This window comes from Pseudoxanthomonas sp. CCNWLW251, from assembly GCF_037402255.1.
GTDB lineage: Bacteria > Pseudomonadota > Gammaproteobacteria > Xanthomonadales > Xanthomonadaceae > Pseudoxanthomonas_A.
In genome coordinates this window covers 703,484-723,790 of the sequence record NZ_JBBEGA010000002.1, presented here as the reverse complement: position 1 = coordinate 723,790, position 20,307 = coordinate 703,484, and the positions used below count along the sequence as shown (strand labels likewise).

Genomic DNA, 20,307 nt, shown 5'->3' with positions numbered 1-20,307 from the left:
CCTCTCCCGAGGTTGCCTGCACGGGTAATCAGACGCGCGAAATCTCCCTAGTCACGAGGGTTTTCCTAGGGGGTTGTGGTGGTTAACCTCGACGCGCCATCGTCGCAGTCGGTGTTCGGTGAGATCGTTGGGATCTCGCAGCAGGCTGTCAGCAACCTGGTGTATCGCGAGATCCTGCGCGATGGTGCGCCGCTGCGCGAGTGGTTGCTGGCGTACACCGATCACCTGCGCGAGATGGCAGCCGGCCGCGGTGGTGAGGGCAGCCTGGTGCTGGCCACGGAGCGCGCGCGCCTCGCGCGTGAGCAGGCCGACAAAGTCGCGATGCAGAACGCCGTGACGCGCGGCGAGCTGGCGCCCGCCTACCTGCTGGAAGAGGTGCTCGCGAAGGCTGGCGCTCGCGCGGGGAGGATCCTGGAGACGATCCCGGGCCTCCTGCGCCGTCGACTGCCGGGGCTCACGTCCGACGACATCGCCGCCGTCACCCTGGTCGTGGCCAAGGCGCGGAACATCGCCGCCAACATGCGCTTGGCCGACGTTGATACCGACGATGATGCAGGCGACCCCGTGGACCTGGCCGCCGAGGTCGCCGGCGAATGAGCATCCTGCGCGACATTGACCCATCGCAGCTCGAGGCCGTCGAGCGCCACCTGCAGAAGGGGCTCGAGGCGTGGTCGGTAAAGGAACCGATCACGCTCGAGCAGTGGGCGCGGGACAACTTCTACTTGTCCGCCGAGTCGAGCTACGTCGAGCAGAGCTGGACGCCGTGGCCATTCCAGCGCGCAGTCCTCGCGGTGATGAGCAACGACGACGTCGTGGCCGTCGACCTCAAGAAGTCCGCGCGCATCGGCTACACGAAGATGCTGCTGGCCTCGGTCGGGTACAACGCCGAGCATCGCCGCCGCAACCAGTGCGTGTGGCAGCCTACCGATGACGACGCCGAGGACTTCGTCAAGTCTGAGCTCGATCCGATGCTGCGCGACGTCGAAGCGATGCGCGCGGTGTTCCCGTCCTACCTGGCGCGGCACAAGGACAACACCCTCCAGCAGAAGAAGTTCATCGGCTCGATGCTGCGCGTGCGCGGCGGCAAGGCATCGAAGAACTACCGCCGCATCTCGATCGACGTCGGCTACCTCGACGAGCTCGATGCCTTCGACAACGACATCGAGAAGGAAGGCGCGCCGGACTCCCTGGCCTTCAAGCGCCTTGAGGGCGCTACGTTCCCGAAGTTCATCTGCGGCAGCACGCCGAAGCTCAAGGGCTTCAGCCTGATCGACACGCGCTTCACCCTCGCCGACGAGCGCTTCACCTTCCAGATTCCATGCCCGCAGTGCGGCGTGCGGCATGCGCTCAGCTGGGGCGGCAAGGACGAGCCGCACGGCTTCAAGTTCGAGCGCGATGACGCCGGCAACGTCCTCGCGGTGTTCCACATGTGCCCGCACTGCACGTTTCCGCTGACGCAGTCCGGCTACTTGGCCGCCGCCGAGCTGGGCGAATACATCAACGAGCGCGGCGACGTGTGGCTGCGCGCGGACGGTAAGTTCACGACGCCGGCTGGAGACGCGCTGCCGGCGCCGCGCCACATCGGCCTGCATGTCTGGACGGCCTACAGCCCGGCGGTGTCGTGGCATCAGATCGTCAGCGAGTTCCTTGCGGCCTACGCGAAGCAGCTCGAGGGTGACGACACGAAGATGAAAGCCTGGGTGAACACCACCCTGGGCAACGCGTGGGAAGGCGAGGTCGAGCGAACGGACGCCGACGAGCTCAAGCAGCGCGCTGAGCCGTTCCCGCTGAAGCACATGCCGCGGGACTGCCTGCTCCTGCTCTGCGCGATCGATACGCAGGACAACCGACTGGAGCTGGCCGTGTGGGGCTACGGGCGCGGCGGTCGTATGTGGACCATCGACCACCGTGTCTTCTTCGGCAATCCCGCCCAGCAGGACATCTGGGCGGAGGTCGAAGACTTCCTGCGTACGCAGGAGTACAGCCACGCCAGCGGCCGGCCGCAGCGAATCTACGCGACGGCGATCGACTCCGGTGGCCACCACGCCGACGCAGTGTACGCCTTCGCGCATCGGCTCAAGGCGCTGCGGGTGCATGCGGTCAAGGGCGCCAGCAGCCGCGAGCGGTCCATCGAGAATGGCAACAGCCGTGTCGGCTACAAGTGGAACGGCAAGGTCGAGAAGAACGGTCCGGTGCTGTGGCACGTGGGCACGAACCTAGCCAAGGACCGTTTCCAGAGCCGTCTCGAAGTGACAGCCCCTGGCCCGGGCTACGTCCACATGTCGGCTGACCTGTCGACCGAGTGGTTCAAGCAGCTGGCGGGCGAGATCCGCGCGACGCGCCGCATGGCCCACGGAACGGAAACGCGCTGGACGCCGACGCGCAAGCGCATCGAGGTGAAGGATTGCCTCACCTACACCATCTGGCTGGAAGAGCGCCTCGACCTCTGGGGGCCCAGGAAGGCGAAGTGGTGGCAGCAGCTCGAACAGCAGGTCCAGCCCGCCGACGATCTTTTCTCGGCGCCTTTGGATCCCCGTGAAACCTCAATCCCGGCAGACCGCCATGACCAACCGCACCCGCTCCTCCCGGCACCCGCCAAGGATTCCCGTGAAACCAAACGAAAGCGCGCCGCCGGAAGCTTCGTCAGCCGCTACTGACCCGCCCGACGACATCGTCACCGATATCATTCAGCGGGTCATCGCCTGCTGGGAAGGAGCGCCAGCGAACGAGGTGTTGCAGAAGGTCGAGGGCGAGATCCGGCGGGACTGGGGCGGCGACAGGCCCTACATCGCAAAGGCCGGCGAGGTGGGGCGCCTTGAGCGATCACGTCGAGAACTGGCCATTCGGGAGGACGCGAGGCGAGGTGAGCGCCCTGGCCTGCTGGCACGCAAGTGGGGGCTATCGCTTCGCCGCATACAGCAGATCCTGAAAGCGTGACGCGAAACGGTTTGTCTTATCCATTTCGCATGTCGGCGACCAGCATGCCGCATGCCCAGCGCCCGCCCTCCCGAAGTCCCGCATGAATTCCGTGCGGGTGACACCGTATCCTGGTTGCGCTCACTCCCTGATCGCCCTGCATCCGCCGGCTGGGAGCTGAAGTACACGCTCGTCGGCGCGGCGGGAGTGAAAAGCTTCGCCGCAGCGGCCGAAGGCGATGAGCACCGCGTGACGGTGTCGGCCAGCGCCACGCGCGAATGGTCGGCTGGTCCCTACACGCTCGTGGAATACGTAGAGCAGGCCGGTGAGCGGTTCACGCTGGGCGCGTACGCGGTCCGCGTGCTGCCCAACCTCGCGGAAGCGACCGGCGCCGTCGATACGCGGTCCCATGCACAGCGCGTGTTGGACAACCTCAATGCGTGGTTGGAGGGTAAGTCTGCCACTGCCGGGGAAATGCAACTGGATGGCCGGCGAGTCCGTCACCACTCGCTCGCCGAACTGCTGGCCCTGCGTGACCGCTATGCGGCGATCGTCGCCAATGAGCTGAGTGGCAACAAGGGCCTGGTGCGCCGCATGCTGGTGAAGCTGTGAGCGCGGCGGCAGCGAGGCAGCGGCTTCTCGCCATCGTGCCGGCCGATCAGGCGGAACTACGCATGGCGCGCCTGAAGGAAGGAGAGGCGCCCTCAGGCCGTCACGGCGTGCGCCGATTCGAGGGCGCGCAGATCAGTCGCCTCACTGCGTCCTGGATGGCCGGCAGCGCCAGCATCGACGAGGAGCTGAGGCGCGACCTCGACGCGTTGCGGAACCGCTCGCGCGATCTCTGCAAGAACGACGCATACGCGGCCAAGTTCATGCGCATGGTGCGCAATAACGTCGTTGGCGCGCAGGGCTTCGTCCTGCAGTGCGCGGCCGTGGAGAACGACGGCAAGCCGGATACGCAGGCAAACAAGGCGATCGAGGCCGCATGGTACCGGCAGTGCCGGCCGGGAAGCTTCGACGTTACCGGCCAGCTATCGGCCGATGACTTCTGGCGCACCGCCATTTGCGGCGTGGCGCGCGACGGCGAACTGCTTGCGCGCAAGGTTCGAGGAAATGGGCGTGGCGAATACGGCTACCAGCTGCAGCTGCTGGACCCGGCACGCCTGGACACCAACTTCAATCGCGAAGCGACGCCGGGCAGCAATGCCATCATCATGGGTGTGGAGGTTGACAGCTACCGCAAGCCGGTGGCCTATCACCTGTTCAAGCACCTGCGCGCCAGTGCCTCGAGTCGTGAGCGAGATCGCGTGCCGGCGGCGGAGATCATCCACCGTTTCATTCCGTGGGAAATCGAGCAGACGCGCGGACTGCCGTGGATGCACTCGGCGATGCATCTGCTCCGCCAGCTCGGCGGCTATCGGGAGGCGGCGGTCATTGCTGCGCGCATCGGCGCCAGCAAGATGGGAATCTATACCCGCACCGGCCAGGATATCCAGCCGCCCAACGAGGGCGAGGACGCCGACGGAAACTTCATCACCAGCGCCGAGCCCGGCACGTTCGAGGTTGCGCCCGACGGCTACGACCTGAAGACCTGGGATCCCAACTACCCGCACGACCAGTTCGATGTTTTCTGCAAGGCGGCGCTGCGCGGCATCTCCAGCGGCATCGGCGTCGCCTATCCCAGCCTCGGCAACGACCTCGAGGGAGTCAATTTCAGCAGCATCCGCAGCGGTGTGCTGGAGGAGCGCGAAGAGTGGATGGTGATCCAAGCCTGGCTGATCGCCACCACGCTGGTGGAGGTGTTCGAAGACTGGCTGGCCTGGTCGCTCATGCAGGGCAGCATCCGGCTGCCGAACGGCTCGGCGCTGCCGGCCGGCAAGCTCGACAAGTTCCGCGAGCACACGTGGCAGGGGCGGCGCTGGGCGTGGGTGGACCCGCTCAAGGACGTCGAAGCCAGTGTCATTGCGATCGAGAACAACCTGGCCAGCCCGCAGCAGATCGCGGCGCAGACCGGCCGCGACATCGTCGACGTGCTTGACGACATCAAGCGCTACCACGAGTTGCTCGAGGAGCGTGGCCTTCAGATCCCAATGCCGGCATCACCCAAACCGCGTCCGCCGGAGAAGGCGGAGGAAGCGGACGCGTGATGCGAAACGGTTTGTCTTATCCATTTCGCCCTGACCACGAGAGCATCGCGTCATGAACAAGCCCCTGCCCAAAGACGTCCAGCCGGGAACAACCGTCACTCGTGCGAATTGCCTGTTCGATCGGGCAGCCATCGACATCGACGCGCGTACGGTCGAGATCGCCTTCTCCAGCGAGACGCCGGTGGAGCGCTGGTGGGGCATGGAGATCCTGGATCACGCCACTGGCGCGATGCGGGACAAGCGCATCAAGCGGGGCGGTGCCCTGCTGATGGACCACGACTGGCGTGACCAGGTGGGAGTCATCGAGTCGGTACGGATCGACGCGGACCGGGTAGGCCGCGCCGTGGTGCGCTTCGGGAGGAGCGCGCGTGCCAGCGAGATCTTCCAGGACGTGCAGGACGGCATCCGCACCAACATCTCGGTCAGCTACCGCATCCACAAGGCGGTGCTGGAAAAGTCCGAGGACGGCGTGGAGACCTACCGCATCACGGACTGGGAGCCCCACGAGATCAGCGTGGTGAGCGTACCGGCAGACATCAACGTCGGGGTGGGCCGCAGCGCCGACAACGACGATTCCCATCCCAGCAAGGAACCGAAAATGGACAACAACCAGCAGCAGCGCAATGCGGAGCCGGCGCAGCCCGTCGACACGAGCAAGTTCGTCGCGCAGGGCGCGGACGCCGAACGTCAGCGCACCAGCGCCATCCTGGCCATCGCCAACAATGAGGGCTACAAGCGTTACAACCTGGGCGAACTCGCCAACGAGGCCGTCCGCTCCGGCATGAGCGTGGACGAGTTCCGCGCCAAGGCGATGGAGAAGATGACCTCGGCGCCGATGCCGTCGGCCGATATCGGCATGTCCGACAAGGACAAGCGCCAGTACAGCTTGGTGCGCGCACTGCACTTCCTGGCCAACCCGAACGATGCGGCCGCTCGCAACGCGGCGGGCTTCGAGATCGAATGCTCGCTGGCTGCCGCGCAGAAGTCGGGCAAGGCCTCGCGCGGCTTGATCGTCCCGTTTGATGTGCTGGCGCGCGACCTCACCGTCGGCACCGCCACCGCAGGCGGTCATACCGTGTCCACCAACCTGCTCTCCGGCAGCTTCATCGACATGCTGCGCAATGCGCAGGTGATCGCCGGCATGGGTGCCCAGTACCTGACGGGCCTGCAGGGCAACATCGCCATCCCCCGGCAGACCGGCGGCGCGACCTACTACTGGGTGGCCGAAAGTGGCGGCGTGACCGAGAGCCAGCAGGCCTTCGACCAGGTCACCATGAGCCCGAAGACCATCGGTGCCATGACGGACATCAGCCGCAAGCTGCTGCTGCAGTCGAGCATCGACGTCGAGGCATTCACGCAGCGCGACCTCGCCACGACGCTTGCGCTGGGCATCCAGCAGGCTGCCATCAATGGGTCGGGCGCCAGCAACCAGCCGCTCGGCATCCTGGGTACGGTGGGGATCGGCAACGTGGCCGGTGGCACCAATGGCCTCGCGCCGACCTGGGACCATATCGTCGATCTCGAGACGGCGGTCGCGGTCGCGAACGCTGACGTCGGCACGCTGGGTTACCTGACCAATGCGAAGGTGCGGGGCAAGCTGAAGAAGACCTTCGTCGATGGCCCGGGCGCCGGCGAGCGCGTGTGGCAGCAGGGCGATGCGCCGCTGAACGGCTACCGTGCCGGTGTGACCAACGCCGTGCCGTCGAACCTCGACAAGGGCACCTCCGCCGACGTGTGTTCGGCCATCGTGTTCGGCAACTGGGCGGATCTGATCATCGGCATGTGGGGCGGGCTGGACCTGCTGGTGGATCCGTACACGGGTGGCGCGGCCGGCACTGTGCGCGTGATCGTCCACCAGGACGTCGACGTCGCCGTGCGGCACGCGGAGAGCTTCGCCGCGATGCTGGATGCGCTGACCTAAGCCCAGGCCCGCCGTCGCGCACAGAAGCCCGGGTGGCGTGCGTGGCGGCGGGGCCTCCTATGAAGCGTCCACAGGGGACCCACGTGAAAGAACAGATCAGCCAGGACCTCGCGGTCATGGGTGCCAAGGTCGCACCGCCTGCCGTTGTCGCCGCCGCGACGGAAGCGGGCGCCATCTCGCCGCAATCGATTCTGGTGTGGTTGTCCGTGCTCTACACGGCGGCGCTGCTGTTTACCACGGTCATCAAGAACTGGGGCGAGTGGATCGGCTGGTGGAAGAGCCGCTGGGCCGATGTGCGTCGGCTTTACGGTCGGGTGCGCGGCGATGGCTGACCGCGCTACTCCACGCTCTGCACCCATCGCTCCCGCTGCCGGCGCGCTCGTCGCCGCGGTGCTGGCGCTAGCGGCGGGCATCATCAAGCCGTGGGAGGGCAGGGAGCATGTGCCGTACCGCGATCTCGTCGGCATCTGGACGGTGTGCGAGGGCGTAACGGGCAAGGCCGTTATCCCTGGCCGTCGCTACTCCGATGCTGATTGCGACGCGCTGCTGGACAGCGAGATCGGTAAGCACTATGCCGGCGTGTCCCGCTGCATAACTCGGCCCGTGCAGGTGCACGAGATGGCGGCGGTCACGAGCTGGACCTACAACGTCGGGGTCGCCAACGCGTGCGCTTCCACGCTTGTGCGCAAGATCAATCAAGGGCAGCCGGGCGCCGCGTGGTGCCCCGAGCTGCTGAGGTGGAACAAGGCGCGCGTGAATGGCCAGCTGCGGGAGGTTCGCGGGCTGACCAATCGCCGTAAGGCTGAGCTGCGCGTCTGCCTGGGAGATGCGTCTTGACCGGCCAAGCGCTCATCGCTGCGGCCGCGGGCGGCGTGGTTGGCTTCGTATTGGGCGCCTGCTTCACGGCCTGGTGCGTGGGCGGTGGACTGTGGGACGACGCACCATGACGCGCTTTCTGACCGCGCCCGTCTTGTACGCGCTGGCAGCGCTGTCGCTGGTGCTCGGTGGCATCGCTGCGCTGCAGTCCTACAGGCTCCAAGTGGCCAAGGCTGACCGCGCCGAAACACTGGCGGAGGTCGCGCGTGACGCGCGAGTGGTGGCGGAGCAATCGGCACAGCTGGCCGTACAGGCTGCAGAAGCCAAGGCGACTTATCACAACGAGAAGGGCGTGGCTGCAGCCACGCGTGCTCAGGAGATGAACGATGCGTATGAACGTGGGCGCCGCACTGGCGCTGCTATTGCTGCTGGCACTCAGCGGGTGCGGGACGTCTGGCGAGACCGTTGTCCGCAAGCCAATGCCTGGCAAGGCACCGAACTTGCTGGAGGGTTTGCCCTCGTCGATCGAGGCCGAGCAGACGCTATCGGCCGAGTTCTTGGTCTTGCCGGCGGCTTCGACGCCCAGTACAGCGAAGCCATCGCCCGACTGAAGGCTGCGCAGGGTCTGCTCAACGTCTGCTACGAGCGGCCTGCCGAGGTGAAGCCATGAGCCAGAAAGACTTCATGGCTCAATTCGACCAGGGCGCGCACGCAGCATTTGCTGCCGCGGGCATGGCAGACCACGGCCAATACACGCCGAAGGGCGGGACAGCGGTGTCGTGCGATGTGTTCGTCGACCGCAGCGTGCAGGACGTCGGTGACCTCGGCCAGGCGCGCAGCTCGCGCACCGAGGTGGTCTACGTGCTGTCTTCCATGACGCCCACGGTTCCTGCCGCCGAGGGCGTGCTGGTCGTCGACGGCGACACGCTAACCAACGTTTACGAGATCAGCAACGACGGCTCGCTGAGCCGCTGGCTGGTGCGCGGTGGCTGAGCCGATCTCCTGGGAGGCGCTGCAGGCCATCAAGGGCCTGCTGGAACAGATCGACGGCACGACCGGTTGGCATACCGCCATTGGGCAGGGCGTGATCCTCACGGACCGCTCACGTCTGAAGCTCGAGGGCAACGCCCCGATCACGCTGGTGGTGGCCGGTGAGTTGGGTGTCAGCGCCGCGGCGAGCAGTGGCCGCACGACGGTCAGCGAGATGGACCTGACCATCGAGGTCGCCGTGCCCTTCGGCAGCGACAACCCCGAGCTCGTCGCGCATCGCGCGCGCGCCGACATCGTGCGCGCCCTGGGCGTGGATCTGCGCGGCCTGGCCGTGCGCTTCAACAAGCTCGACATCACCGGCTCCCGCTTCCTGTCGGACGCGGACGAGGCCGGCACTCCCTTCACCTTGGCTCAGGTCACCGCGCGGGCGGGCCTGACCGAAACCCACGCGCCCGCCCTGTAACTGGAGACACTCCCATGGCACAACCCAAAGTTCGCAAGTTCGCCGGCGACCTGCGCATCTGGCAGCACGGCACCGGCCCGGAGCGCATCCCGGTGATCCCCGAAGCGGCCGACGCTTTCGGCAACCAGCCGATCGAACAGACCTCGCTCGTCTTCTCGTACGAAGCCGGCGACACCACCAACGTCACCAGCAAGCGTCGGGATGATCGTTACGGCCAGATCATTCAGTCCGACTCCAACCCGGGCACCACCGGCATCAGCATCACGCTGTTGGAAGTGCCGCCGCTGATCCTGGCCCGCATGCTGTACGGCAGCGGCCAGTCGGGCGCGGTCACCGCAGGCGCCGTGACCGACGTCGCGTACACCGTACTTTCCGCGGATGTGCCGCTGCAGCTGGCGCACCGCTTCCTCCTGGCCAGCCCCACGCCCGTCGTGGAGAAGGCCGGCACGCCGCTGGTCGCCGGTACCGACTACACCATCGACAATCGCCAGGGTCTGCTGATCCCGAAGGCCGGCGGCGCGATCGAGTCGGGCGACGAGCTGACCATCAGCTACAGCTACGACGACTACGTACGGACGGCCATCAACGGCGGTGCGACGCCCAACGAGAAGTTCCTGATCATGGGCGACGTGCAGGACCGCATCAGCGGCGAGAACGGCCTGCTGCGCATCCCGCAGGTGGACCTGACCGTCGACGGCGACGTCGACTGGTTCAGCGCCGAGCCGATCCAGGTGACGCTGACGGGCAACGTCGTGTTCCGGTCGGAAGAGTCGGCGCTGTACACGTTCGAAGTCTACGAGCAGGCCGCGTAACGCATGGTCGAAGCTCGCGCCCTGGTGGGTCCGGGGGCGGTGGCAGCGGAAACGCTGCCGCCGCTTTTCTTCTGCGCGGCGGTCTGATCCATGGCCAGCAATCGGCGCAACAGCGCGCTCAAGTTCTACGTCAATGGCCGTCGCGCCAAAGATCTGCATGGCATCACGGATGTAGCGGGCCGCGTCCTGTCGGCGTACGACACCTCGGTGATCCGCGCGACCGTCAGCACGCAGCGGCGCGCGGTGGCGATGGCCAACCGGGCCGTCCGCGAGCAGTACGGGGTACAGGCGCGCACGTTGTCCGGCAAGTACCGCGCGGAGATGGGCAGCCGCGGGCGGCGCGGCGACCGCTCGGACTACATCGGCCTGTGGGCCAGCACGCGCGCCATCCCACTGCTCGCCTTCGGCGGTCGCTGGGGGGGCGCCCGGACGGCAGGTGCGGTGGCCAGCATCCAGGCCGGACGTAGCAAGACCTACGACAGCGCCTTCATTGCCACGATCCAAGGGCGCCGCGCGATCCGCGTGCGCTCGTTCGCCAGCACCGGCCGTCGCCATGGGCGCGGGCCGGTGCGCATGCTCTACGGCCCTAGCCCGTTCGAGATGATCTCCGGGCTCGATCACCGTGGATCCCGCGCGGCCAGCGAAGCGCTGCTCGGCACGCTGCGCACGTTCTACCTGGCGGAGCTGAGTCGCCAGTTCAAGCTGGGAGCTGCGTGATGGCCGGCGATCGCCTCGAAGAAGCCATCCGTATCGTCCTGGAGACCGCAGGCACCGAGGGTGTCGAAGCGCTGCGCCGTGCACTCGCCGAAGTGGGCGACGTCTCGGCGGAGACGCTGGCGGACACCAACAAGCTGCTGGACAGCATTACCGGTCTGAATGAGCAGGCGGCCAAGGCGACCGACCTGCAACGCATGACCGACGAGCTGCAGCGCACCGAAGAGGCGCTGGACAGTGCCCAGAAGGCCGCTTACCAGCTCACCCTGCAATTGGCGGCCACTGACAAGCCATCCCGCGAGCTGACGCAGGCGCAAAAGGCGGCACGTACCGAAGTGGAGCGCCTCGAGAAGGCGTACGCGAGTCAATGGTCCGCGCTTCTGAAGGCCGATGGAGCATTGCAGGCCACTGGCGCCGACACGCGCGACCTGGCTGCTCTGCAGGCCCAGTTGCGCAATGAGATCGGACGCACGGCCGTGGCGATCGAGCGGCAGGCACAGTCCGTGCGTGCGGAATCTACCGCGGTCGGCGAGCTCAAGCAGCGTATGGCCGACGGCGACGCCGCCTTCCGCAAGCAAGCCGAGAGCAGTCGCGCAGCAGGCGAGAGCCTCCGGCAGTACCGCGAGCGAGCCGCGGCGGCCGAGCGTGGCACGCGCGAGCTGGCCAGTGCTTCTCAGACCGGCTCGCGCTTCATGGCGCGCTTCGCTGCAGTGGTCGGCGGCCTGACCAGTTTCTTCAGCGTGCAGGGCGCATGGAACGCGACGAAGCAAATGCTCGGCCTGGGCGATGCGGCCGAGCAGACGCGCAAGCGGCTCAACCGGCTGTATGGTGAAGGTGCGGGCGACCAGGCATTCGACACGATCCAGCAACTGGCGCGTGGCGCCAGCCTGCAGTTCGACAGCCTGCTGCAGTCCGCGCTCAAGCTCAAATCGTTCGGTCTGGAACCGCTCGACGGCACGCTGCAAGGTCTGGTCGACCAGAACGCCCTGCTGGGTGGATCCATGGAATCGCTCGATGGCCTCATCCTGGCCGTCGGGCAGGCCTGGTCCAAGCAGAATCTGCAGGGTGAGGAAATCCTGCAGCTGGTCGAGCGAGGCGTCCCGGTGTGGGACCTGCTGGCGCAGGCCACGGGCAAGAACGTCACGGAGCTGCAGCGGCTGAGTAGCGCCGGCGAGCTGGGCCGCGACGTCATCAAGCAGCTGCTGGATGAGATGGCGCGCTCGGCCGATGGCGCGGCAGCCGAGAACATCAACACGCTGAGCGGGTTGTGGCGCGGCTTCGTCGACGACGTGCAGGGCTTCGCGCGCGACGTGGCCAACAGCGGCGCCCTGGACTGGTTCAAGGCGCAACTGTCGGAGATCCGCGACACCATCGCGCGTATGTCGGCGGACGGCGCGTTGGCGCAGTGGGCGCAGCGCGTGTCCGACGCCGTGATTTCGGTGGCCAATTCGCTGAAGACAGGCACGCAGTTCCTGTACGAACACCGCGGTGCGCTGCTGCTGGCTGCCAAGGCCTATGCCGCGTTCAAGATCGGCCAAGCGCTGGTCCAGATGAATCAGTGGCGGATCTCGCTGTGGAACGCCACCAACGAGTTGGTGCGCACCAACACGGCGATCAACGCCGCAGGCAAGTCGGCGCTCAGCTTCGGCGCCCTGCTGCGGGGGCTGCCCGCCAGCATCGCTATCGGCGTGGCGCTGGTTGGCATTGAGCAGGCTTACAAGGCCGGCGAGCGGCTAGGCACTTGGCTGGCGCGGTACAGCGAAGGCACGGCGCGCCTGCGCGAGGTCGAAGCACAGATCGAAAAGCAGTGGCTGGCCTCCGCGCGGGCGGCGAGCGAGGCGGCAAAAGGCCTGGAGGCGAATGCGCATCAACAGGTCCTCAGCGCCGAGGCGGCGGCACGTTTGGGCGAAGAGGAGCGCGCCTCGTATGCCGCGCGCGTAGGCGGGCTGCGCGACTACCTGGTGGAGCTCGATCGCTACTACCAGGCCATGCAGCGTGCGGGCGCGCTCACGCCCGACCTGGCCAAGCAATGGGAGGGCGTCAAGGCACGGCTCGAGGAGGTGCGCCAAGGCATCTCCGCACTGGAGCAGGCCTCGCGCACGGCGGGTGACGCCCTGAAGAACGGCATCGGCGTCGGCGCGCAGGCGGTGGCCGATGGTCTGCGTGGCATCGACAGCGACGCCAAGGCGGCGCGCGAATCCATCAAGAAGGTCTTTGAGGGTCTCAATTTCGCCGACAGCAACAAGCTGGGCGACGTGGGTGTGGCGCTCGCCCAGATTGCAGCCGGTGGTGCGGTAGCTGATCGCAATGTGCGCGAGGGCCTGCTGGAGACCTTGCGTACATTGTCTGGCGAAGAGCTGCTGCGCTTCCAGACCGCGTCACAGGCGGCATTCGACGTGTGGCAAATCGGTCCTGCGCAGGCCGCTGCCGTCCTGGAGGCCACACTCGTGGCGGCCATGGAGCGGCTCAATGTTGCCGCCGAGCGGATGGGCACGCAGTTTACCCAGAGCGGGCGTGACGCCACCGCTGCCTTCAGTGCCATCCTCGAGAACGCGAACGCCACCAGCCAACAGATCGAGACCGCGTTCCGGGCCGCTCTGAGCAAGGTGGCCACGGTCGATGAAGTACGCGTGCTGGGCGACCTCCTGCGGTCAGCGGGCGAGCAGGGCGCCATCGGCTTCGACCAGACCGCCCGCGCGATGCAGCTGGTGGACGCGCGCATCAGGTCCATTACCGCGGCCGTCGACCCCCTGGTCGATGAGTTCGCACTGTTGGGCATCCAATCCCAGGCCTCGCTCAACGCAGCCAAGGACGCGGCCTATGACGCGTTCGATGCGATCCGCCGCGGAGCCGCCAGCGGCAAGGCCAGCGTCGAGGATGTCCGCCGTGCGTTCGAAGCATACGCGCGCACAGCCCGTGCCACGGTCGCCGACAGCGACGCCGCAGCGCGTGACCGGGTCGATTCCGAGCTGGCCGTCATGGATGCGGTCATCAACAGTGGTCGCGCGCTCGAGCGGTTGGCGGAGCAGGGCGGTGCCGCAGGTGAGGCGGTCAGTGCCGGCGCAAGTGCAGCAGCCGGTGCGCTGGACAATGTCGCGGCATCCGCAGGTGCGGCGTCCGACGCGGTTCAGGCCGTCGGGGCCGGAGCCGCGGGCGCCACTGGCCAGCTCGCCCAAGGCGCGCAGGCTGCACAGGGCATGGCCTTCTCTATTGGACAGGTGGGCGAGGCCTTTTGGGACACCTGGCGGCAGATGAGCCGGGCGATGCAGCCGGGCAGCAATCCCATTGCAGCGTTGGCCCAGATGCTGAAAACGCTCAATCGCGAGCGGAGGGAACTGCGCGACTACGCTACAGAGCTGGACAAGACCGCGCAATCCTTCGACGCGCTGGCCCAGCGGCGGGAAGAGCTCCAGCGGAAGTTCTCTTTCGTCGGCAAGGACGAGATCGAGGCCATCCTGCAGAAGGAGCAGGCCATCAAGTCGGCGCGCGAGGCGCAGGCCCAGGCGTACCAGCAGGAGCAGGATCAGCAGCGTCAGCGGGACGAGGCGCGCCTCAAGACGGCGCAGGGCCTGCAACAGGCCGCCGAACAGGCGGCGGGCCGTAGCGACACGGTGAAATCTGGGGACGAGGCCATCCGGATCGAATTCATCACCCCGACCAACACGCAGGTCACCAACCTGCAGAAGATCCTCAACGAACTGGCGGACGTGGTCGTCAAGCTGGCCACGCCCAAGATCATCCAGGCCATCTCGCGCGCCCGGGCCAGCAGCAATCGGGGGAGCCGATGAGCGATATCGTGCTGGGTGGCGTCACGCTGCCGGGCGACCTGCAATGGACCGACGAGTTCACGGCATGGAAGGTCGGCCAGAACATCAAGACCTCGCTGACGGGCGCCCGCATCGTGCAGGAAGCGGCCCTGCAGGCAGGCCGTCCGATCACCTTGGACACCACGCGCGCCGGTGCCGCCTACGTCGCTCCCTTGCGCCTGGCCGTGCTGCGCGCTCTCCAGGCGTTAGAGGAAATCCCCGGAGCCACGTACACGCTGGTGATGCCTGCGCACAACGGGGGCACGCGCAGCTTCACCGTGGCCTTCAACCGGGAAGGCGGCCTGGCGATTACCGCCACGCCCATCCGGTTCGCCGCGCCCGCACTCGATTCCGACTTCTTCGCCGTCTCGCTACGGCTCATGACCGTTTGACCAGGAACCTCCATGGCCATCTCCGCCGCCAACATCAAGATTCGCCAGTCGCAACGCCTGACCGACAACCCTGACGGCGGTGGCCGCATGGTGCAGGCCGAAGTTGTCGACGGCCAGCTCAACAACCTGTTCCCGAATATCGGCGACGAGGAGCGCACGACCGGTCGCAGCACGCTGCGTAAAGCCTTCGTGCACCTCGATACGCCCAACCGGGACATCCTGACCGACGCCATCGGCATCATCCTTCAGCCGCCGGAGGACGACGCGATCAGCGTCACCATGTTCAGCACGGGCAGCTACAGCGACGTCCGCGCCGACGCGCGCAACATCGTCGAGAGCTACATCACGAAGGGTGTCGAGTCTCGCTATGTGCTGATGGGTAACCACTTCATCGGACAGCAGGCCATCAGCGTGTATTGCATGCCGGATGCGCCGACGCCGGACATCAACGACAACTTCTGCTTGTCCACCACCGCGGTGGGCTATACCCCGAACGAGCAATACGTGCGCGTGAGCGAGGTCCTGCAGCGCACTACCGAGGAGTTCACTGACGGGGAAGGCGTATTCCGTCGCGACGTCATCATCATGGGCATCGGCTCGGCGCTGCTCTATCCGTTCTACGGCCAAGAGCCGGTCCGGATCTCTGCCACGAAGCCGCCCACCCGCGTGTTCCGTACCAACGTGGTGGAGGCCGCAAGCTTCTATTCGGTCAAGGCGCTCAGCGAGGTTGCCGAGGCAGGCGATCTGTCGGTGAAGATCGACAGCCCATACGTGCCGATCGTCCCGTCGACGTTGGCCGAGACGCCCGTGGTCGATGAGCTGGCCGGCAATGGTGCTACCGCCTATGTGCAGGCGGGGCCGACCAATGACCTGGCCCTGACCTACAGCGCCGTGTACACGGCAGGCGTGGCAGTGACGCGCTTCCTGGGCAGCTCGTTGGCCAAGGGCAGCGTGTCGGTGGTGGTCGCCAGCGTGACGCTCAGCGACGATGGCGAAGGCAATCTGGTCACGGGGTCCACCACGCCCTGGGGCGGGACCGTCGACTACGCCAGTGGCGCCATCAGCCTGCGCAACGACGCGGGTGCTGGTCTGACGTCAGCCAGCATCACGGCGACAGCGGCGGGCATGGTGGCGCAGCAGGCTTACACCCAGCGCAAGACGATTGAGCTGGCCAGCCAGACCTACAACCACGTGTTCAGCCTGTCGCCGCTGCCGGCGCCGGGCACGACCACCGTCAACTATCGGGCGTTGGGCAAGTGGATCCAGCTCACTGACAACGGCACCGGCACGCTGGTCGGCAACCCGGGCGAGGGCACCGGCACCGTCAACTACGCCACGGGTACGCTGCTGGTGACCTGTGGCGCGCTTCCGGACCTGGAGTCCGACATGTTGGTCGGGCACGGCACGGGCGTCACGGCGGAGCGTCGCGACGGCGATGTGACCATCACGCCGCCCGAGCTGCACTTCTTCCTTGCCAACGAGGGAGTCAATCCCGGCACCTTTACCGCCACCCTTACGGTGGGTGCCAGCCCAGTGGTGGCCAGCGACAGCGGCGGTGACGGGGTCCTCCTAATCGGCGGCGTGGACCGGGGTCGGATCGTCTATGCCACGGGCGAGGTGCACATTCGTCCGGCCACGCTGCCTGACGCAGGCACCCAGATCGTATGCGAGTACGCGTGGTCCGCGCTGGAGAACGAGATCTTCACCCCGACGCCTGATGGCGGCGGCATTGTCGCGTTCACCTTGCCAGAGGCGCCCGTGCGCCCGGGCAGCGTGGCGCTGGCATGGATGGTGACCGTTCGTCCATCGAACAACACGGATCTCGGCGCACCGACGGTCTCCCTGCGGATCCAGGCGAAAGACAACGGCGCGGGCCAGCTGGTGGCCACGTTCGCCGGCGGCGCAAAGCTAACCGGCACACTGGGCACCATCAACTACACCTCCGGCGCGATCAGCCTGCAGGCCGGCAGCCTGTCCATCGCCAACGTGCCGTTCCCTGTCTATACGAAGACCGGCGGCCGCGATTACTGGCGTGTGTCGTCGGTGACGCGCGCCAACGGCACCGGCGCATTCTCCGCGGGCACGCAGCTCAGCGCGGACTGGCAGACGGCCGCAGTGGCCGACACCGACGCCGATGAGGCAATCCCACTGCCGGACGTTACGCTCGACCTGACGCCGGGCATCATCGATGCCGTGGTACCGGGGAGCGTGCGATTCGTGTTTCGCGGGCACACGTACGTGGACCGCAGCGGGTCTCTTTACCGCACCATCGACCCGGTTACCGGTGCAGGCACGTACGCAGGCTCGATCGACTATGGCAGCGGCATCGCCTCGCTCGCCCTGTGGGAAGCCGGCGGCACCAACGCGGTGACCATGAAGGCGCTGCTCACCACTGCTTTCGAAGTGGGCCTGGACGTGGTGACGTTCCGAACGCTCGGTTCTCCGCTGGCGCCGGGCCAGTTCACGCTACGCGCGACAACGCTGGAAGGTGATCTGTTGACTGCCACCGGCGACGTCGGGGGCGTGATCACGGGTTCGCTGATCGACGGCACCGTAGACTGGGAAACGGGGGTGGTGCGGGTGCGGTTCGGCGAGATGGTGACCGCCGCCGGCAACGAAGGCGAACCCTGGTACGACGTCGAGAACGTGGTCGGCGGCAACGTGTGGAAGCCGCACCTGGTGGTGGCTTCGACCATCTTTTACAACGCGGTCGTGTTCAAGTCCCTGCCGCTGTCCTCGGTCGTCGTGGGTCTGGATCCGACGCGACTGCCGCCGGACGGCCGGGTGCCGTGCTTCAAGGCTGGCCAGACCGTTCTGGTGCACCACACGGGGGAAACCAGCCTCACGCCTGTCGCCGGGACCACGACGGATCTGGGCCGGATCAACCTGTCGTACTGCGAAGTGCGTGACAGCGAGGGAACGCCGATCGACAGCGTGTGGTACACGATCGACCTGGATGCTGGCACGGTCGAGTGGTCGGACCCGCTCAACTTGGCCGCGTACGCCATGCCTGTGCGTATCCGCCACCGAATCGACAACCGCCGGCTGTGCGCCGGCGTGCAGATCAATGGCGTGATCGAGCTCAACAGTGCCCTATCGCGCGACTTTCCTGAGGGCACGCTGCTCAGCACATGCCTGCGCTTGGGCGAGGCAAATGGGTCGCTCAACCTCGTGGCGCGCGTGGAGAACCTGTTCGACCAGGCCACATGGAGCAGCTCGAGCATCTGGTCCGACACCGTGGTCGGCTCGCCGGCGGCTGCGACGTACAACGACATCGACTACCCGATCCTTGTGGACAACCGCAGTGCCATCACTGAGCGGTGGGCCATCGTGTTCACCGGCGCAACGGCGTTCGAGCTCCGCGGCGAAACGGTGGGCACCATTGCGACGGGCTCGACGGGTGCGGATTTCGCGCCAATCAATCCACGCACGGGGGAGCCGTACATGTTCATTGATCGGAGAGGGTGGGGGCTGGGCTGGGTCAGTGGCAATGCGCTTCGCCACAACACGATCGGTGGACTGGCGCCGGTGTGGTTCGTTCGCACCGTGAGGCCGAGTACACCTGAGGCGGCGATCGACTCGTTCCGTTTCGAGGTGATCGGCAACAGTGAGGAGATCGAAGTATGAGCCTCGTGCCCCGCGTCTACCGAAGCACGGATGCTGGCGCACCGACGATCAGCGGCACTGCGGGCGACATGGTGGCGTTGCTGGACGCTATTCTGGTCAACGGCTACGGATCCGGTTCCGATGCCAAGCCTGCTGCCGGGTGGACGATCACCTATACGTCCAGCAACAAGCGCGTTTATCGCAACAACCCGATCACCGGTACCGGCAGCTATCTGCGTGTGGACGACACCGGCGCCGTCAACAACGCGCGTACGGCAGCGATCAAGGGTTTCGCGAGCATGTCGGATATCGACACGGGGGCGGGCCAGATTCCGCCGCCAGCCGATGCCGCTAACGGATCTCTCTGGCTGAAGAGTGGACTGCTCACGTCGGCCGCTAATGCGTGGCTTGCGATCGCCACCGAGAAGTGGTTCTACCTGTTCGTCAACGTCAGTTCTTCCGGGCTGACCAACGAGCAGTTCCGAAACGTTCCATTTTTTGCAGGTGACCTGGATTCGCGTCTGCCGGGAGATACCACGAATTTCGCGGTTTCATGGTCGCCTACCATCACCTACACGACGAATGCCACTTTCAACTCGGGCACGTTCGCCATTGGCGCGGGATACGCCGCAGAGGTCATTTCCCAGAGGTCCCTGGTGGTGCTGCAAGGATCTGATGGTACCCCCAGCAAGTGGTGCTGCAACGGAGTTCCCTCCCTCAGTCGCTTTACTGTGGCGAGCAACATCACGCTGGGCGGCTACAGCGCGGCTCCCCCCTATCCCGACCCTGTCGGCGGCGGGCTGATGATCGAGCGCGTACATGTCGTGGACGGCGCGTGGCGCATTCGCGGCTTTCTTCCGAATGTGTACGCGCCACTGCATTACCGGCCGTTCGTGAATGACACGCCAGTGACCGATCTTGAGGGCTTCCCGGGGGTTAGCTTTCTCGCGCTCACGTTGCCGTGCGGCGCGTCCGCTACGAACTGGGGTGTCGGCATCTTCGACATTACGACAGAGGCGCAGTCGTGAGCACGCCGGCGCTGATCTTCGACATGATCATCTCTGACCGGGAACGGTTCAAAGGCAAAGGCTACTTGGCCGGCAGCCTGCCTCCCGACCCCAATCCTGACCACCTCGACGGTCGGGCGAAGATCCTCAATGTCCCCTCGCGCGTGCGGATCGTCGCGGTCGATCGGCTCACTATGGTAGTTGTGGCCGGGGTACGCAGCGCTGCGGACGGCACATGGCAAATCGAGCGCCTGGATCCCTCCCGCGACTTTTTCGTCGTCGGTTTCAACGATGCTGGCACTTCGAACGCCGCGATCCAGGACTGGGTGCGACCGGCCTTGCCGGCGCCGTGATCGATGGCGCCCGTTCCTGCCCAGTACGCATCGCTGGATCTGGGTCCGAAGTACCTTGGACAGGGCTCGCACGTCCCGCTCAATCTGGGCGTGCACTGGCACAACCCAGGGCCCGATCCGGAGCCCGGCCTTTCTGGACCACAGAAAGGCGTGGGTATCGCCTGGGGCATGGCGAGGGTCACGAGTCGCATAATCTCTTCGGCGTGGGCGGAGGCGCCGCGTGCCCGGATGGTCGCCGGCATGCCATGGGGTCAGGGAGCGTCGCGAGCGCGGACGGTGCTGAGCGCGTGGGGCGATCTCCGCCGCCGTGCGAGCCGAACGGCCATCCCGTGGCCCTCACGATCGTTGCGCCGTTCACGTGGGA

General features: G+C 66.4%; 18 protein-coding genes. All 18 read left to right on the top strand.

The genetic code is table 11. From position 1 onward, the window contains the following. Window positions 1-78: 78 nt before the first annotated feature. Window positions 79-597 (top strand): terminase small subunit, encoded by a 519-nt coding sequence (locus WBN46_RS10405; protein ID WP_337731440.1) that lies wholly within the window; start codon window positions 79-81, stop codon window positions 595-597. Then, window positions 594-2,657, top strand: coding sequence for a terminase gpA endonuclease subunit (locus WBN46_RS10400; RefSeq protein ID WP_337731439.1), 2,064 nt, complete (start codon window positions 594-596; stop codon window positions 2,655-2,657). Before WBN46_RS10405 ends, WBN46_RS10400 begins: the two co-directional genes overlap by 4 nt. Further along, the gene (locus tag WBN46_RS10395; RefSeq protein ID WP_337731438.1) at window positions 2,608-2,937 is read left to right on the top strand and encodes a Mor transcription activator family protein; all 330 of its coding nucleotides are present in this window, start codon (window positions 2,608-2,610) and stop codon (window positions 2,935-2,937) included. The genes WBN46_RS10400 and WBN46_RS10395 overlap by 50 nt, the downstream gene beginning before the upstream one ends. A 51-nt stretch (window positions 2,938-2,988) precedes the next feature. Further along, complete coding sequence (locus WBN46_RS10390) at window positions 2,989-3,528, top strand: hypothetical protein (RefSeq protein ID WP_337731437.1); 540 nt, start codon at window positions 2,989-2,991, stop codon at window positions 3,526-3,528. A gap of 62 nt (window positions 3,529-3,590) precedes the next feature. Next, complete coding sequence (locus WBN46_RS10385; protein WP_337731436.1) at window positions 3,591-5,063, top strand: phage portal protein; 1,473 nt, start codon at window positions 3,591-3,593, stop codon at window positions 5,061-5,063. Window positions 5,064-5,115: 52 nt separating this feature from the next. Further along, window positions 5,116-6,984, top strand: a complete 1,869-nt coding sequence (locus WBN46_RS10380) for a phage major capsid protein (RefSeq protein WP_337731435.1) — start codon at window positions 5,116-5,118, stop codon at window positions 6,982-6,984. 83 nt (window positions 6,985-7,067) lie between these two features. After that, window positions 7,068-7,316, top strand: coding sequence for a hypothetical protein (locus WBN46_RS10375; RefSeq protein ID WP_337731434.1), 249 nt, complete (start codon window positions 7,068-7,070; stop codon window positions 7,314-7,316). Continuing rightward, window positions 7,309-7,821, top strand: coding sequence for a lysozyme (locus WBN46_RS10370; RefSeq protein ID WP_337731433.1), 513 nt, complete (start codon window positions 7,309-7,311; stop codon window positions 7,819-7,821). The genes WBN46_RS10375 and WBN46_RS10370 overlap by 8 nt, the downstream gene beginning before the upstream one ends. A 106-nt stretch (window positions 7,822-7,927) precedes the next feature. Beyond that, window positions 7,928-8,470, top strand: coding sequence for a hypothetical protein (locus tag WBN46_RS10365; RefSeq protein WP_337731432.1), 543 nt, complete (start codon window positions 7,928-7,930; stop codon window positions 8,468-8,470). Further along, window positions 8,467-8,793 carry a hypothetical protein gene (locus WBN46_RS10360; RefSeq protein ID WP_337731431.1) on the top strand — a complete coding sequence of 109 codons (327 nt, stop codon included), beginning with the start codon at window positions 8,467-8,469 and terminating at the stop codon, window positions 8,791-8,793. The genes WBN46_RS10365 and WBN46_RS10360 overlap by 4 nt, the downstream gene beginning before the upstream one ends. After that, window positions 8,786-9,253, top strand: coding sequence for a hypothetical protein (locus WBN46_RS10355; protein WP_337731429.1), 468 nt, complete (start codon window positions 8,786-8,788; stop codon window positions 9,251-9,253). Before WBN46_RS10360 ends, WBN46_RS10355 begins: the two co-directional genes overlap by 8 nt. A gap of 14 nt (window positions 9,254-9,267) precedes the next feature. Then, window positions 9,268-10,065 (top strand): hypothetical protein, encoded by a 798-nt coding sequence (locus tag WBN46_RS10350; protein WP_337731428.1) that lies wholly within the window; start codon window positions 9,268-9,270, stop codon window positions 10,063-10,065. A 90-nt stretch (window positions 10,066-10,155) separates the two neighbouring features. Then, window positions 10,156-10,782 (top strand): hypothetical protein, encoded by a 627-nt coding sequence (locus WBN46_RS10345; RefSeq protein WP_337731427.1) that lies wholly within the window; start codon window positions 10,156-10,158, stop codon window positions 10,780-10,782. Between the two features lie 92 nt (window positions 10,783-10,874). Continuing rightward, window positions 10,875-14,567, top strand: coding sequence for a tape measure protein (locus tag WBN46_RS10340; RefSeq protein ID WP_337731426.1), 3,693 nt, complete (start codon window positions 10,875-10,877; stop codon window positions 14,565-14,567). Beyond that, window positions 14,564-14,977 carry a hypothetical protein gene (locus WBN46_RS10335; protein WP_337731425.1) on the top strand — a complete coding sequence of 138 codons (414 nt, stop codon included), beginning with the start codon at window positions 14,564-14,566 and terminating at the stop codon, window positions 14,975-14,977. The genes WBN46_RS10340 and WBN46_RS10335 overlap by 4 nt, the downstream gene beginning before the upstream one ends. Before the next feature lie 12 nt (window positions 14,978-14,989). Further along, the gene (locus WBN46_RS10330; protein WP_337731424.1) at window positions 14,990-18,604 is read left to right on the top strand and encodes a hypothetical protein; all 3,615 of its coding nucleotides are present in this window, start codon (window positions 14,990-14,992) and stop codon (window positions 18,602-18,604) included. Continuing rightward, window positions 18,601-19,611 carry a hypothetical protein gene (locus WBN46_RS10325; protein WP_337731423.1) on the top strand — a complete coding sequence of 337 codons (1,011 nt, stop codon included), beginning with the start codon at window positions 18,601-18,603 and terminating at the stop codon, window positions 19,609-19,611. Before WBN46_RS10330 ends, WBN46_RS10325 begins: the two co-directional genes overlap by 4 nt. Then, a complete protein-coding gene (locus WBN46_RS10320; RefSeq protein WP_337731422.1) occupies window positions 19,608-19,943 on the top strand; it encodes a hypothetical protein in 336 nt (111 codons plus the stop codon). The genes WBN46_RS10325 and WBN46_RS10320 overlap by 4 nt, the downstream gene beginning before the upstream one ends. Window positions 19,944-20,307 lie beyond the last annotated feature (364 nt).